This window comes from Serratia sp. CY74737 (genome assembly GCF_052166775.1).
GTDB lineage: Bacteria > Pseudomonadota > Gammaproteobacteria > Enterobacterales > Enterobacteriaceae > Serratia > Serratia ureilytica.
Genome location: NZ_JBJNOF010000015.1, coordinates 39,578 through 54,941 on the forward strand (window position 1 = coordinate 39,578; position 15,364 = coordinate 54,941).

Here is a 15,364-nt window from a genome sequence, read left to right on the forward strand (position 1 = left end):
GAAAAAAGAATAAAAAAAAGCCCATCGTAGGAGATGGGCAAAGACTACACACAGCAATTCACATGTATGGCATTACATTGTTCAGAAAGGTTGCTTTAAAATCAGTGATTTGAAGCAATAGATGGCCATAATACTAGATATTTGAACGCGACTAGTCATTAAGAATCATCCTAATCGATAGCGGTATCACCATTTATTTGCGGGCGTTATCTCTTTTTGCATTTTGCAGCAAACACGGATTTACATTGCACCTTTCCATTTGCCGCGCCTTAATCAATAAACAACGGCATTATATTTGGCGAAGATATTACCCGAATGAGGTAGGCGTAATGAGAGGGGAAACTCTTCCGCCCGGCGATGCGGGCGGAAGGGAGGGCGATTAGCGTTTTTCCAGTTCTTCGATCACTTGCTCCGGCGCGGTGGTCGGCTCCGGCGCTTCATCCATCCAGGCGGTCAGCAGGCGATAAGACACCGCCAACACTACCGGGCCGATGAACAGGCCGATCATGCCGAAGGCCAGCAAACCGCCGATAACGCCGGACAGGATCAGCAGCAGCGGCAGATCGGCGCCCATGCGGATCAGCACCGGGCGTAGCACGTTATCCAGCGTGGCCACCACGCAGCTCCAGACCAGCAGCACGGTGCCCCAGGTGGTGTCGCCGTGCCAGTACAGCCAAATGATGGCCGGCACCAGCACCAACAGCGGCCCCAATTGCGCCACACAGCAGATGAAGATCAGCATCGTCAACAGGGTGGCGGCCGGAATGCCGCTTACCGCCAGACCGATGCCGCCCAGCACCGACTGCACCAGCGCCGTCACTACCACGCCCAGCGCGACCGCGCGGATCGCCTGGCCGCCCAGCAGCACCGCCGCATCGCCGCGCGCGGAACCGAGGCGTACCGCAAAGTGACGGATACCCAGCGCGACCTGTTCGCCGCGCGCGTACAACAAGGCGCTGAACAGCAGCATCAGCGCGCAGTGCAGCAGCAGGCGGCCGATATGCGCCGCCTGCGCCACGAACCAGGTGGCGGTCTGGCCGAAGTATGGCTGTACCTTCGCCAGCAGCGCGGCGCCGCCGGCGTTAACCAGCGTATGGTAGCTGGTATAGAGCTTGTCGCCGATCATCGGGACGGATTGCAGCCAGGCGAGATCGGGAATATGCAGCTTGCCTGGCGAGCTGGCCCAGGCGATCAACGGCGCGCTGTTATCCACCACGCTGCTGATCAGCAGGGAGATGGGCAGAATGAACAGCAGGATCAACAGCAGGGTCATGACCAGCACCGCCAGCGAGCGGCGGCCCCACAGCAGCTTTTGCAGTTTGAGCAGCAGCGGCCAGGTGGCGATGACCACCATGCCCGCCCAGGCGAAGCCGAGAATGAACGGTTGGATCACCCAGAAACAGGCGACGATCATGATGGCGATAAACAGCACGCCGAAAATAATTCGCGGTAAGTCGTAACGCGATTGCGGGAGTGGCATCAGTGGGTTCTCATCCTGGTCAATTAAATCCCTGGCACCGGCGAATCGGGGTGCCTGTCGGTCGGTTTATCACCGCCGGGCGGCCGCCTGTGGCGGCGCTCGCAGGGCGGCAATAATGTGAATGCCTTCACTAAACGAGTATGTTAGTTTTTAGTGTCACTAAAAAATAGGGTGGGTCTGAATTAAAGGCCCGATTCAGCGTACATCAGCGCATAAAAAATAGACGGACAGGGTCAAAAAAGCGAATGATCCCACAGATTTCTCAGGCGCCCGGCCTCGTTCAACGGGTGCTCGACTTTTTGGAAGCACTGAAGCAAAACGGATTCAACGGCGATACCGCCACCAGCTACGCCGACCGGCTGACGATGGCCACCGACAACAGCATTTACCAGCTGTTGCCCGATGCGGTGGTGTTTCCCCGTTCCACCGCCGACGTGGCGCTGATTGCCCGCCTGGCGGGGGAAGAGCGTTTCAATACGCTGACCTTCAGCCCGCGCGGCGGCGGCACCGGCACCAACGGTCAGTCGCTTAATACCGGCATCGTGGTCGATATGTCGCGTCATATGAACCGCATTCTGGAGATCAACGTCGAACAGGGCTGGGTGAAAGTCGAAGCCGGGGTCATCAAGGATCAGCTGAATCAATATTTGCGGCCGTTCGGCTACTTCTTCTCGCCGGAACTGTCCACCAGCAACCGCGCCACCTTGGGCGGCATGATCAACACCGACGCCTCCGGCCAGGGCTCGCTGGTATACGGCAAAACCTCCGATCACGTGTTGGGCCTGCGGGCGGTGCTGCTGGGCGGCGAGATGATCGACACCCGCGCCATGCCGACGGCGCTGGCGGAAACGATTGCCCTGGAAGAGACCGCCGAAGGGCGCATCTACCGCACGGTGCTGAATCGCTGCCGCGAGCAGCGCGCGCTGATCCTGGAAAAATTCCCTAAACTCAACCGCTTCCTCACCGGCTACGACCTGCGCCACGTGCTGAGCGACGATCTGCAAACCTTCGATCTGACGCGCATCCTCACCGGTGCGGAAGGCACGCTGGCCTTTATCACCGAAGCGCGGCTGGACATCACGCCGCTGCCGAAGGTGCGTCGTCTGGTTAACGTGAAATACGACTCCTTCGACTCGGCGCTGCGTAATGCGCCCTTTATGGTCGAGGCCAAGGCGCTGTCGGTGGAAACCATCGACTCCAAGGTGCTGAATCTGGCGCGTGAAGATATCGTTTGGCATTCGGTAAGCGAACTGATCGCCGACGTGCCGGATAAAGAGATGCTTGGGCTGAACATCGTCGAATTCGCCGGCGACGATCGCGCGCTGATCGACGGCCAGATGGAGACCCTGTGCCAACGGCTGGATGAACTGATCGCCCAGCGGCAGGCCGGCGTGATCGGGTACCAGATCTGCGGCGACCTGGCGGGCATCGAGCGCATTTACAACATGCGCAAGAAGGCGGTCGGGCTGCTGGGCAACGCCAAAGGGCGCGCCAAGCCGATCCCGTTCGCCGAGGATACTTGCGTGCCGCCGCAGCACCTGGCGGACTATATCGTCGAGTTCCGCCAACTGCTCGACGACCACAAGCTGAGCTATGGCATGTTCGGCCACGTCGATGCCGGGGTGCTGCACGTGCGTCCGGCGCTCGACATGTGCGACCCCCAGCAGGAAGTGCTGATGAAGCAGATCTCCGATCGGGTGGTGGCGCTCACCGCCAAATACGGCGGCCTGCTGTGGGGCGAGCACGGCAAGGGGTTCCGCGCCGAGTACAGCCCTGAATTCTTCGGGGAAACGCTGTACGAGGAGCTGCGCCGCATCAAGACGGCGTTCGATCCGGATAACCGTCTTAACCCGGGCAAGATCTGTGCGCCGCTGGCGGTGGATGCGCCGATGATGCAGGTGGATGCGGTCAAACGCGGCACCTTCGATCGCCAGATCCCGGTTGAGGTGCGCACCTCGTTCCGCGGCGCGCTGGAGTGTAACGGCAACGGCCTGTGCTTCAACTTCGACGTGCGCAGCCCGATGTGCCCGTCGATGAAGATCAGCGGCAACCGCATTCATTCGCCGAAAGGGCGGGCGACGCTGGTGCGCGAGTGGCTGCGTCTGTTGGCCGAGCAGGGCGTCGATCCGTTGGCGCTGGAGAAACAGCTGCCGCAGCAGCGCCTCAGCTTGCGCGGTCTAATCGAGAAAACCCGCAACAGCTGGCATGCCGGCAAGGGCGAGTACGACTTTTCGCACGAAGTGAAAGAGGCGATGTCCGGCTGTCTGGCCTGCAAGGCCTGTTCCACCCAGTGCCCGATCAAAATTGACGTGCCGGGGTTCCGTTCGCGCTTCCTGCAGCTTTACCATACCCGCTACCTGCGCCCGGTGAGCGACTACATGGTCGCCGGCGTAGAGAGCTATACCCCGTTGATGGCCCGCGCGCCGAAGGTGTTCAACTTCTTCTTCCGCCAGCCGTGGCTGCGGGAGATGAGCCGCAACGCCGTCGGCATGGTCGATCTGCCGCTGTTGTCCAGCCCGACGCTGCGTCAGCAGCTGTCCGGCCACCGGGCGACCACGCTGACGCTGGAACAGTTGGAAGGGTTGAACGCCGAGCAACGCGAAGAACACGTGCTGATTGTTCAGGATCCGTTCACCAGCTATTACGACGCCAAAGTGGTGGCGGATTTCGTCCGGCTGGTGGAAAAGCTCGGCTATAAACCGGTGCTGCTGCCGTTCTCGCCGAACGGCAAGGCGCAGCATGTGAAGGGCTTCCTGACGCGGTTCGCCCGCACCGCGCGCAAAACCGCCGATTTCCTCAACCGCGTGGCGCAGCTCGGCATGCCGCTGGTGGGCGTCGATCCGGCGCTGGTGCTGTGCTATCGCGACGAATACCGCGAGATCCTCGGCGCCGAGCGCGGCGATTTTCAGGTGCAGCTGGTGCATGAATGGTTGCAACAGCGGATCGCGGATCGCGCCGAACAGCCGGCGACCGGCGAACCCTGGTATCTGTTCGGTCACTGCACTGAAACCACCGCGCTGCCGGCCAGCGGCCAACAGTGGGCGGCGATCTTCGCCCGCTTCGGCGCCAAACTGGAGAACGTCAGCGTCGGCTGCTGCGGCATGGCCGGCACTTACGGCCATGAAGCCAAGAACCTGCAAAACTCGCTCGGCATTTATGAGCTATCATGGCATCCGACGCTGCAGCGTTTGCCGCGTCAGCGCTGCCTGGCGACCGGTTATTCCTGCCGCAGCCAGGTGAAACGCATTGAGGGCAATGGCGTGCGCCACCCATTACAGGCACTTCTGGAGATGATTGAGTGAAATTGTGGAAACGTGAAACATCGCTGGAGCAGCTGAACCGCGCCGGCGACGGCTGCATGGTCAGCCATGTGGGCATCGAGTTTACTCAGCTGGGCGAGGATTTCCTGGAAGCCACCATGCCGGTCGATGGCCGCACCCGGCAGCCGTTCGGGCTGTTGCACGGCGGGGCGTCGGTGGTGCTGGCGGAATCGATGGGCTCGATGGCCGGCTACCTGTGCAGCGAAGGCGAACAGAAGGTGGTAGGGCTGGAGATCAACGCCAACCACCTGCGGGCGGTGTTCGATGGCCAGGTGCGCGGGGTGTGCCGCGCACTGCACGTTGGCCGCCGTCATCAGGTGTGGCAGATAGAGATCTTCGACGCGCGCGATCGGCTGTGCTGCACCTCGCGTCTGACCACGGCGGTCATCGACTGATCCCCGCCGGTTTCCGCAGGCGATCGGCCTGCGGAGCGCTTAATTTTACAGCTGAAACGGCACGCGTTTGACGAAGTCCTTCTGAAACGCGTTCGCCTTCTCCCAGGTGCCTTCCATCGCATATTTTTGGCAGATCAGCGTCAGCGTGTGGCGGGCGAAGTGGTAGCTTTGCACCCGAAACAGCTGGCAGCGCTGCGGATTGTTGATCTCGACGATCAGCCGGTTGTGCAGCTTGCTGAGCGCGTGCAGATAGCTGTCATCATCGCCGTTCTCCAGGCACAGATTGGCCATGGTGAGGCTGACGCTGTTGTACCGCTTCAGATGATCAATATTGCATTCCGGGCGGCGCAGCGCCGCTTCGGCCATATAAAAGTCCACCGTGGCGTCGCGCACGCTGAATTTGTAGTCATCAATCTTGCCCAGCAACCATGCGTTGATCGAAAGAGTCATTGGCTTCGCGCTCAAATTCAAATTGAATGATAATCATTATCATATAAACTGCCGCGTTGCCGATCAATCCCCGTGGCGGCGTTTTTTCATTCCATGGGGGTAAAAGGCCATCGACGGCCCAACTTAACCCAGAGCGACTAAACTTTAACTTAAAGGCCGCGCCTTGCGCCGCGGCGCAAAATGCCGATAAACGCACATTTACGACAGACAGAATGCAGAAATAGGTATTTTCTATGAATGTTTAGATCGGCAACGCACCGCGGCGCTGTAATGCTGACGGGCCACCGGGGAGTGCGGTACGGTGATGCAGGATAAAGAACAAATTCATAGGGATAGCATGCACGCCTTGCCGCCACACGCCGCAAGCCGCCACGGATGTCCCGCTGGCTTGACGCACGCCGCAGCGAAAAACCGCGCTCGCGGCGGATACCCCCGCAAAACAAACGGTTGAAGTGATAATCGTTATCACTAACATATAAGTAACCCAGATTGGCTGTGGCCAAACACGAGTGTGAGGTAGACCCTATGCAAACGGAAAATGTCGGCACTTTTTCTTTGGACGAGAATGTCTGGCAAGGCATTTCGCTCAGCGACAGCGCCGTACGACAAATAACGAAACTGATGCAGCAGGATCCGCAGGTGAAAGGGCTGCAGCTAGGGGTAAAACAATCCGGCTGCGCCGGCTTTGCCTATGTGCTGGATCTGACCCGCGAACCCGCCGATGACGATCTGCTGTTTGAGCGCGACGGCGCCAAACTCTATGTGCCGCTGAAGGCGATGCCGTTTATTGACGGCACCACGGTAGATTATGTCCGCGAAGGGCTGAATCAGATATTCAAATTCAATAACCCTAAAGCTCAGCATGCCTGCGGGTGCGGCGAGAGTTTTGGCGTTTGAGCGATGCAATCAACATGACACGAAGCAATGTAGAAATGCCTAATGAAGTGCAGGCTTGGGTCAGCGAAGGTCGCTACAAAGAAGGTTTCTTCACCCAGCTGGCAACCGATGAGTTGGCCAAGGGCATCAACGAAGAGGTGGTGCGCGCCATCTCGGCCAAGCGCAACGAACCCGAGTGGATGCTGGAATTCCGCCTCGAGGCCTACCGCGCCTGGCTGCAGATGGAAGAGCCGCACTGGCTGAAGGCCAATTACGAACGCCTTAACTACCAGGACTACAGTTACTATTCGGCGCCGTCCTGCGGCAGCTGCGACGACGCCTGCGGTTCGCAGCCCGGCGCCGAGCAGCAACCGGGCGCGGGGACGGAAAAAGATTACCTGACCAGCGAAGTGGAGCTGGCGTTTAACCAGCTCGGCGTGCCGGTGCGCGAGGGCAGCGAGGTGGCGGTGGACGCTATCTTCGACTCGGTCTCGGTCGCCACCACTTACCGTGAAAAACTGGCGGAGAGCGGGGTGATCTTCTGCTCGTTCGGCGAAGCGATCCAGGAATACCCGGATCTGGTGCGCCAGTATCTGGGGCGCGTGGTGCCGTCCAACGATAATTTCTTCGCCGCGCTGAACGCCGCGGTGGCCTCCGACGGCACCTTCGTCTACGTGCCGAAGGGCGTGCGCTGCCCGATGGAGCTGTCGACCTATTTCCGTATCAACGCCGCCAAAACCGGCCAGTTCGAGCGCACCATTCTGATCGCCGACGAAGGCAGCTACGTCAGCTACATCGAAGGCTGTTCCGCCCCGGTTCGCGACAGCTATCAGCTGCACGCGGCGGTGGTGGAAGTGATCCTGCATAAAGACGCCGAAGTGAAATACTCGACGGTGCAGAACTGGTTCTCCGGCGGTGAGAGCAAGGGCGGCATCCTCAACTTCGTCACCAAGCGCGCGCTGTGCGAAGGCGCCGGCTCGAAAATGTCCTGGACCCAGTCGGAAACCGGCTCGGCCATCACCTGGAAATACCCGAGCGTGATCCTGCAGGGCGACAATTCGATCGGCGAATTCTTCTCGGTGGCGCTGACCAGCGGCCATCAGCAGGCGGACACCGGCACCAAGATGATTCACATCGGCAAAAACACCAGGTCGACCATCATCGCCAAAGGCATTTCCGCCGGGCACAGCGAGAACACCTATCGCGGCCTGGTGAAAATCCTGCCGGGGGCGGAAAACGCCCGTAACTTTACCCAGTGCGACTCGATGTTGATCGGGCCGGACAGCGGCGCCCACACGTTCCCTTACGTTGAAGCGCGCAACAACAGCGCGCAGCTGGAACACGAAGCCACCACCTCGAAGATTGGCGACGACCAGCTGTTCTACTGCTTGCAGCGGGGCATCAGCGAGGATGACGCCATTTCGATGATCGTCAACGGTTTCTGCAAGGACGTTTTCTCCGAGCTGCCGTTGGAGTTCGCCGTCGAGGCGCAGAAACTTTTGGCCATCAGTCTGGAACACAGCGTGGGCTAATCGCCGCATTTTTAGCGCCGTCGGCGCTATCTGAGGACACAGCATGTTAAGCATCAAGAATTTGAAAGTCAGCGTGGAAGGCAACGAGATCCTCAAGGGATTGGATCTGGAGATCAAACCGGGTGAAGTGCACGCCATCATGGGGCCGAACGGCTCGGGCAAGAGCACGCTTTCCGCCACGCTGGCCGGGCGTGAAGAGTACGAAGTGACCGAAGGGGAAGTCACCTTCAAGGGCAAGGACCTGCTGGAGTTGGATCCGGAAGATCGCGCGGGCGAAGGCGTGTTCCTGGCGTTCCAGTACCCGGTCGAGATCCCCGGCGTCAGCAACCACTTCTTCCTGCAGACGTCGGTCAACGCGGTGCGCAAATACCGCGAACAGGAGCCGCTGGATCGCTTTGACTTCGCCGATTTCATCGAAGAGAAGATCGCGCTGCTGGATATGCCGGCCGATCTGCTGACGCGTTCGGTCAACGTCGGCTTTTCCGGCGGCGAGAAAAAGCGCAACGACATTCTGCAGATGGCGGCGCTGGAGCCGGATCTGTGCATTCTCGATGAAACCGACTCCGGTCTGGACATCGATGCGCTGAAAATCGTCGCCAACGGCGTCAACTCGCTGCGGGACGGCAAGCGCGCCTTTATCATCGTCACGCACTACCAGCGCATTTTGGACTACATCCAGCCGGATTACGTACACGTGCTGTCCCAGGGGCGCATCGTCAAATCCGGCGATTTCTCGCTGGTGAAACAGTTGGAGGAGCAAGGCTATGGCTGGCTTACCGACCAACAGTAACGCCAACGCGTTGCAGCAGCTGTATCGTCTGTTCGAAGGCCGCGGCGGCGAGCGTTCGCCCCATGCGCTGGCGCACTGGCAGCAGGCGCTGAGACTCGGCTGGCCGACGCGCAAACATGAGAACTGGAAATACACGCCGCTCGAGGGGCTGCTAGAGCAGCAATTCCTTGAGCCGCCGCCCGCATCCGTGAACGCCGCGCAGCTCGAGGCGCTGGCGCTCGGTATCGACGCCTGCCGGCTGGTGTTTATCGACGGCCGCTACAGTGCCGCGCTCAGCGATGGCGATCTGGGCGACTACCAGTTCGAGCTGACCGCCTACGGCACGCCGCAGGCGCTGCCGGAGCCCATTCAGCCCGAAGTCTTCCTGCATCTGACCGAAAGCCTGGCGCAGGAAACCAGCCTGATCCGTCTGCCGGCCGGTAAAGCCCCCACACGGCCGCTGTACCTGCTGCATATCAGCAGCGGCCGCGGCGTGACGGGGGAAGTGAATACCGTGCATCATCGTCATCATCTGGAGATTGGGCGCGGGGCCGAGGCGGAAGTGATTGAACACTATGTCAGCCTGGGCGAGGCCGCGCACTTTACCGGCGCGCGCCTGACCGCCAACGTGGCGGACAACGCCGGGCTGTTGCACTGCAAGCTGGCGTTTGAAAGCCGGCCGAGCTACCACTTTGCCCATAACGATCTGGTCATCGGCCGCGACGCGCGGGTGAAAAGCGACAGCTTCCTGTTGGGCGCAGGCCTGACGCGCCACAACACCAGCGCGCAGCTGAACGGCGAAGGCGCCAATCTGGTGATCAACAGCCTGGTGCTGCCGGTGGGCAAGGAGATCTGCGATACCCGCACTTATCTGGAACACAACAAGGGCTACTGCGAAAGCCGCCAGCTGCATAAAACCGTGGTCAGCGATCGCGGCAAAGCGGTGTTCAACGGCATGATCAAAGTGGCCAAACACGCCATCAAAACCGATGGGCAGATGACCAACCACAATCTGTTGTTGGGGAAAGTGGCGGAAGTGGATACCAAGCCGCAGCTGGAGATCTACGCTGACGACGTCAAGTGCAGCCACGGCGCCACCGTGGGGCGTATCGATGAAGAACAGCTGTTTTATCTGCAGTCGCGCGGCATCGACAAACGCGCGGCGCAGCAGATGATTATCTTCGCCTTCGCCGCCGAGCTGACCGAAGGCATCGCCAATGACACCATCCGGGAACGGGTGCTGGCGCGCATCGCCCAGCGCCTGCCGGGGGAGGCTGCATGAGTTATCCGATTGAACGCGTGCGTGGTGACTTCCCGCTGCTGGCGCGCGAGGTGAACGGCCAACCGCTGGCCTACCTCGACAGCGCCGCCAGCGCGCAGAAACCGCAGACGGTGATCGACCGCGAACTGGATTTCTATTGCCACGGCTATGCCGCGGTGCATCGCGGCATCCACACCCTGAGCGCCGAGGCGACTCAGCAGATGGAAGCGGTGCGGGAACAGGCGGCGCGCTTTATCAACGCCGCCTCGGCGGAAGAGATGGTGTTCGTCAAGGGCACCACCGAAGGCATCAACCTGGTGGCCAACAGCTTTGGCCGCCACCGGCTGCAGCCGGGCGACGCGATTCTCATCACCGAGATGGAGCACCACGCCAACATCGTGCCCTGGCAGATGCTGGCGCAGGAGCGCGGTCTGCAGCTGCGGGTGTGGCCGCTGCAGCCCGACGGCACGCTGGATCTGGCTCGGTTGCCGGAACTGGTCGACGCGTCCTGTAAACTGCTGGCGCTGACCGAGGTCTCCAACGTGCTGGGCACCGTCAACCCGGTGCGCGAGATCATCGCCCGTGCCAGAACCCTGTCACCGGATCTGACGGTGCTGGTGGACGGCGCGCAGGCGGTGATGCACCAGCGCGTCGATGTTCAGGCGCTGGACTGCGATTTCTATGTGTTTTCCGGCCATAAGCTGTATGGCCCTTCCGGCATCGGCATGCTGTATGGGCGCCAGGCGCTCTTGCAGCAGATGCCGCCGTGGGAAGGGGGCGGTTCGATGATCCGTCAGGTCAGCCTGACGGCGGGCACCACCTTCGCCGATCCGCCCTGGCGCTTCGAGGCCGGTTCGCCGAACACCGCCGGCATCATGGGGCTGGGCGCGGCGTTCGATTACGTCGAAGCCCTGGGGCTGAATGCGATTCGCGATTATGAACAGTCGCTGATGCATTACGCGCTTGAGGCGCTCAAGCAGGTGCCGACGCTGAAAATCTATGGTCCGGCGCATCGGGCCGGGGTGATCGCCTTCAATTTGGGGGAACACCATGCCTATGACGTCGGCAGCTTCCTCGATCAGTACGGCATCGCCATTCGCACCGGCCACCATTGCGCCATGCCGCTGATGGCGTTTTATCAGGTGCCGAGCATGTGCCGCGCGTCGCTGGCGTTATATAATACCCGCGAAGAGGTGGACCGGCTGGTGGCCGGGCTGCAACGCATTCATCAGCTGTTAGGCTAGCCGGGGCGCGTCCTCGGCGGTACAAAAGGATCCCCATGGCGAATTTGCCGGACAAAGACAAATTGGTGCGTAATTTCTCCCGCTGTTTGAACTGGGAGGAGAAATACCTGTACGTGATTGAACTCGGCGCCAAATTGCCGCCGCTGGACGAGGCCGAGCGGCAGGCCGAGAACCTGATTTCCGGCTGCCAAAGCCAGGTGTGGATCGTGATGCGCCGCGATGAGCAAGGGCAGGTCGAATTCCATGGCGATAGCGACGCGGCGATCGTCAAAGGGCTGCTGGCGGTGGTGTTTATTCTTTATCGTCAATTAACGCCACAGCAAATCGTCGAGCTCGACGTGCGGCCGTTTTTCACCGAGCTGGCGCTCAGCCAACATCTGACGCCTTCGCGCTCACAGGGGTTGGAGGCGATGATCCGCGCCATTCGCAGTAAAGCCGCTCAGTTGGCCTGATCCTTAACGCCACTGCTCTTTAAAGGCTCATTGATATATTCGCTTTGTCAATGAGTCTTTACAATCCGCCGTTTTCCCCAAGATTCATCCCCCAATTCAGTGATATTTCAGCAGCTTACCCATTGACGTTTCGTTGACAATCAGCGACGGCGATTACGTTATAACGTGTTGATTTTTAGAGAACTTATTGCCTTTGATGCCAGCGTTGCTAGTATTAATCAGGTATTGTCTGATTTACCCACCGCCAGGCGCTCGTTAGCCTTGGGGGCGAACCGTCATAAAAAATATAGGGATGATAATGAAACGTGCGTTGAGTTTAATGGGCATGGTCTTCGCCACCGTACTGGCCGGCACGCAGGCCGCCAGTGCGACCGAATACCCGCTGCCGCCGCCGGACAGCCGTCTGATCGGTGAAAACACCACTTATACCGTGCCAAACGACGGCCGTCCGCTGGAGGCGATCGCCGCCGACTACAAGATTGGCCTGCTGGGCATGCTGGAAGCCAACCCCGGCACCGATCCGTTCCTGCCTAAGCCGGGTACGGTGCTGACCATTCCGACCCAAATGCTGCTGCCTGACACCAAGCGTGAAGGGATCATCGTCAACCTGGCCGAGCTGCGCCTTTACTACTATCCGAAAGGCGAGAATAAAGTGATCGTCTATCCGATCGGTATCGGCCAGACCGGGATGCACACGCCGCTGGAGGTGACTTCCATCAGCCAAAAGATCCCTAACCCGACCTGGACGCCCACCGCCAACATCCGCAAGCGCTATCAATCCCAGGGCGTGACGCTGCCTGCGGTGGTGCCGGCCGGCCCTGAGAACCCGATGGGGCTGTTCGCCCTGCGTCTGGCGATGGGGCGCGGTGAATACCTGATCCACGGTACCAACGCCAACTTCGGTATCGGCATGCGCGTCAGCTCCGGCTGTATTCGCCTGCGTCCGACGGATATCGAGGCGCTGTTCAACATGGTGCCGCGCGGTACGCGGGTGCAAGTGATCAACGATCCGGTGAAGATTTCGGTCGAGCCGGACGGCAAACGCTATGTGGAAGTGCACCAGCCGCTGTCGCGGGTGGAAAGCGACGATCCGCAGACCATGCCGATCGCGTTGTCTAAAGCGGAGAAAGCCTTTGCTGCCGATGGGCAAACCGATCGCGCCGTGTTCGATAGCGCGGTTGTACGCCGCTCTGGCATGCCGGTGCTGGTCAACGTAGGGGAGAGCCCGTCTGAGGTGAGTTTAACGCCTGCAGCGGCTCCTGCGGCGAATAAGAGCCCATTCAAGGCAGCGCCAATCAGCTCGGTGAACTAAGTTTGCCGGATTGAGCGGTCGAAGAGGGGTTCAGCGTGCTGAACCTCTTTTTTTTGCCTGCCGCGCTGGAAAGCCCAGGCCGACAAACAGACAAAAAAAACGGCGCACAATGTGCGCCGTTTTCAATAACCAAAGCTATCTTACTTTTTGTAAGCGTGAGCTTGGTTGTCCAGACGCTGGTTAGCGCGTGCTGCGTCGTCTTTAGCCGCTTGAACGTCAGAACGCATTGCGTTCACGTCGTTGCTCAGCTGATCAACTTTAGCGTTCAGAGTCTGAACGTCAGAAGACAGTTGATCGATTTTAGCGTTGCTAGAGCAGCCAGCCAGCAGAGTGGAACCCAGGATTACCGCGCCCAGTACCAGTTTAGTACGATTCATTATAACACCCTCTAGATTGAGTTAATCTCCATGTAGCGTTACAAGTATTACACAAACTTTTTTCGAAAGAGAATAATTTTTTAGTGTTGAGGTGCTTTATTTTGATCGTTCGCTCAAACTTGCATCTGGTTTTACAAATTAGTTAAAAAAACGAGGGAAAACAGCCGGCTTCCATGGGACTACTCCGATTTGTTATTAGCTAAATAATGAGCAGATCGCGGTTGCGTTTTGAGAAAAATAGTTTACTGCCGATAAAAAAAACGCCGCAAAGCGGCGTTTTGATCAAGATAATTATGTCACGTTTTATATTACAGCACGTGTACCGAGGCGGTGTTGGTGGTGCCGCTCGGCACCAGCGCGCCGGAAACCATCACCACGACGTCGCCTTTTTGCGCCAGGCCGCTGGCCAGCGCGGCTTCTTTACCGATGCGGTAGAAGTCGTCGGTGGAGGCGATTTCTTTGACCATCTGCGGGATAACGCCCTTGCTCAGCACCAGTTGATGCGCGGTGGTCTGGTTGGTGGTCAGCGCCAGGATCACGGCGTTCGGGAAGTATTTACGCACGGATTTCGCTGACTTGCCGCCGCTGGTGGCGACGACGATCAGCGGCGCGTCCAGTTTTTCGGCGGTTTCAACCGCGCCGCGGCATACCGCTTCGGTGATGCGCAGCTTGCGGCGATCGTTCAGGGTATCGATGCGGCTTGGCATCACGCGATCGGTGCGTTCGCAGATGGTCGCCATGATGTTGACCGCTTCCAGCGGGTATTTGCCCTTGGCGCTTTCGCCGGACAGCATGACGGCGTCGGTGCCGTCCAGAATGGCGTTGGCGACGTCACCGGCTTCAGCACGGGTAGGGCGCGGGTTCTTGATCATGGAATCGAGCATCTGGGTGGCGGTGATCACCACTTTACGCGCACGGTTGCATTTTTCGATCATCATCTTCTGGGCGAAGATCACTTCTTCTACCGGGATTTCAACGCCCAGATCGCCGCGGGCAACCATGATGCCGTCGGACGCTTCGAGAATTTCATCGAAGTTGTTCAGGCCTTCCTGGTTCTCGATCTTGGAGATGATCTGGATCTGCTCGCCGCCGTGCGCTTTCAGGTGTTCGCGGATCTCCAGCACGTCGGAGCGTTTACGGATAAAGGACGCCGCCACGAAGTCGACGCCTTGCTCGCAGCCGAAGATCAGGTCGCGTTTGTCTTTCTCGGCCAGCGCAGGCAGCTGGATGGACACGCCCGGCAGGTTGACGCCTTTGTTCTCGCCCAGGTCGCCGTTGTTCAGCACCTTGCAAACGACTTCGTTCTCGGTCACGTTGGTGACTTCCATGCCGATCAGGCCGTCGTCAACCAGCACGGTGTTGCCGATCTTCAGGTCGGCGGCGAAGCCGGCGTAGGTCACCGCCACGCGTTCGCTGTTGCCGATCACGCTCTGGTCGGTGGTGAAGGTGAAGGTTTGGCCGGCGACCAGAGAGGCGTCTTTGCCGCCTTCCAGTTTCATGGTGCGAATTTCCGGGCCTTTGGTATCCAGCAGGATGCCGGCGTTGATACCGGTTTTCGCCATCACGGCGCGCATGTTCTTGATGCGGTTGCCGTGCTCTTCATAGTCGCCGTGAGAGAAGTTGAGACGCATCACGTTCATGCCCGCATTGAGCAGGTTGGTCAGCATTTCTTCCGATTCGGTTTTTGGACCGATGGTACAAACAATTTTGGTCTTTTTCATGGCGGAGTTTTCTACAAGTTGTGATGGATAAAAAAACGAATTTGACCGGCGTTGTTTACGCCGATAGGGAATTTGAGCCGTGCCTGGTGGTGAAAAACATAGTTAAGGATAGGTGACGACAGTTGATGTGGGGCGGAAAAATTCAGCCCGCGCGGGGGCGCGGGGATGCTGCGCA

The 15,364-nt window shown here is 59.3% G+C and carries 13 protein-coding genes and 1 other RNA gene; 9 read left to right on the forward strand and 5 right to left on the reverse strand.

Going from position 1 to position 15,364, the window contains the following annotated elements:
• Window positions 1-9 precede the first annotated feature (9 nt).
• Together rprA and ydiK are read right to left on the reverse strand one after the other, a co-directional pair.
• Window positions 10-119, reverse strand: an RNA gene (rprA, locus tag ACJ8PE_RS19900) — antisense sRNA RprA.
• A 260-nt stretch (window positions 120-379) separates the two neighbouring features.
• Window positions 380-1,480 (reverse strand): AI-2E family transporter YdiK, encoded by a 1,101-nt coding sequence (gene ydiK, locus ACJ8PE_RS19905; protein WP_042784360.1) that lies wholly within the window; start codon window positions 1,478-1,480, stop codon window positions 380-382.
• 245 nt (window positions 1,481-1,725) lie between these two features.
• On the opposite strand from ydiK, the gene ydiJ reads away from it, so the two are divergent.
• Both ydiJ and menI read left to right on the forward strand, forming a co-directional pair.
• The gene (gene ydiJ, locus ACJ8PE_RS19910) at window positions 1,726-4,782 is read left to right on the forward strand and encodes a D-2-hydroxyglutarate dehydrogenase YdiJ (protein ID WP_182074608.1); all 3,057 of its coding nucleotides are present in this window, start codon (window positions 1,726-1,728) and stop codon (window positions 4,780-4,782) included.
• Window positions 4,779-5,195: a 1,4-dihydroxy-2-naphthoyl-CoA hydrolase gene (gene menI, locus ACJ8PE_RS19915; protein WP_016927938.1), complete on the forward strand. Its 417-nt coding sequence runs from the start codon at window positions 4,779-4,781 to the stop codon at window positions 5,193-5,195. Before ydiJ ends, menI begins: the two co-directional genes overlap by 4 nt.
• 45 nt (window positions 5,196-5,240) lie before the next feature.
• Here the strand turns inward: menI and ACJ8PE_RS19920 are convergent, their stop codons facing one another.
• Window positions 5,241-5,645: a hypothetical protein gene (locus ACJ8PE_RS19920; RefSeq protein WP_004931369.1), complete on the reverse strand. Its 405-nt coding sequence runs from the start codon at window positions 5,643-5,645 to the stop codon at window positions 5,241-5,243.
• 525 nt (window positions 5,646-6,170) lie between these two features.
• Between ACJ8PE_RS19920 and sufA the strand changes: the two genes are divergently transcribed.
• From sufA to ACJ8PE_RS19955, 7 genes are all read left to right on the forward strand, one after another.
• On the forward strand, window positions 6,171-6,542 hold the full coding sequence (sufA, locus tag ACJ8PE_RS19925; RefSeq protein WP_004931368.1) for a Fe-S cluster assembly scaffold SufA: 372 nt from the start codon (window positions 6,171-6,173) through the stop codon (window positions 6,540-6,542).
• A 14-nt stretch (window positions 6,543-6,556) separates the two neighbouring features.
• Window positions 6,557-8,053: a Fe-S cluster assembly protein SufB gene (gene sufB, locus ACJ8PE_RS19930; RefSeq protein ID WP_197792915.1), complete on the forward strand. Its 1,497-nt coding sequence runs from the start codon at window positions 6,557-6,559 to the stop codon at window positions 8,051-8,053.
• A 43-nt stretch (window positions 8,054-8,096) separates the two neighbouring features.
• Window positions 8,097-8,843 carry a Fe-S cluster assembly ATPase SufC gene (gene sufC, locus ACJ8PE_RS19935; protein WP_016927936.1) on the forward strand — a complete coding sequence of 249 codons (747 nt, stop codon included), beginning with the start codon at window positions 8,097-8,099 and terminating at the stop codon, window positions 8,841-8,843.
• Window positions 8,818-10,104 carry a Fe-S cluster assembly protein SufD gene (gene sufD, locus ACJ8PE_RS19940; protein WP_197792914.1) on the forward strand — a complete coding sequence of 429 codons (1,287 nt, stop codon included), beginning with the start codon at window positions 8,818-8,820 and terminating at the stop codon, window positions 10,102-10,104. The genes sufC and sufD overlap by 26 nt, the downstream gene beginning before the upstream one ends.
• Window positions 10,101-11,327, forward strand: coding sequence for a cysteine desulfurase SufS (sufS, locus tag ACJ8PE_RS19945; RefSeq protein ID WP_197792913.1), 1,227 nt, complete (start codon window positions 10,101-10,103; stop codon window positions 11,325-11,327). The genes sufD and sufS overlap by 4 nt, the downstream gene beginning before the upstream one ends.
• A gap of 35 nt (window positions 11,328-11,362) precedes the next feature.
• On the forward strand, window positions 11,363-11,779 hold the full coding sequence (gene sufE, locus ACJ8PE_RS19950) for a cysteine desulfuration protein SufE (RefSeq protein WP_047026200.1): 417 nt from the start codon (window positions 11,363-11,365) through the stop codon (window positions 11,777-11,779).
• Between the two features lie 298 nt (window positions 11,780-12,077).
• A complete protein-coding gene (locus tag ACJ8PE_RS19955; protein ID WP_033652724.1) occupies window positions 12,078-13,091 on the forward strand; it encodes a L,D-transpeptidase family protein in 1,014 nt (337 codons plus the stop codon).
• A 140-nt stretch (window positions 13,092-13,231) separates the two neighbouring features.
• On the opposite strand, the gene ACJ8PE_RS19960 is transcribed toward ACJ8PE_RS19955, so the two are convergent.
• Complete coding sequence (locus ACJ8PE_RS19960; protein ID WP_004931354.1) at window positions 13,232-13,468, reverse strand: major outer membrane lipoprotein; 237 nt, start codon at window positions 13,466-13,468, stop codon at window positions 13,232-13,234.
• 308 nt (window positions 13,469-13,776) lie between these two features.
• The gene (gene pykF / locus ACJ8PE_RS19965; protein WP_033642909.1) at window positions 13,777-15,189 is read right to left on the reverse strand and encodes a pyruvate kinase PykF; all 1,413 of its coding nucleotides are present in this window, start codon (window positions 15,187-15,189) and stop codon (window positions 13,777-13,779) included.
• Between the last annotated feature and the right edge of the window lie 175 nt (window positions 15,190-15,364).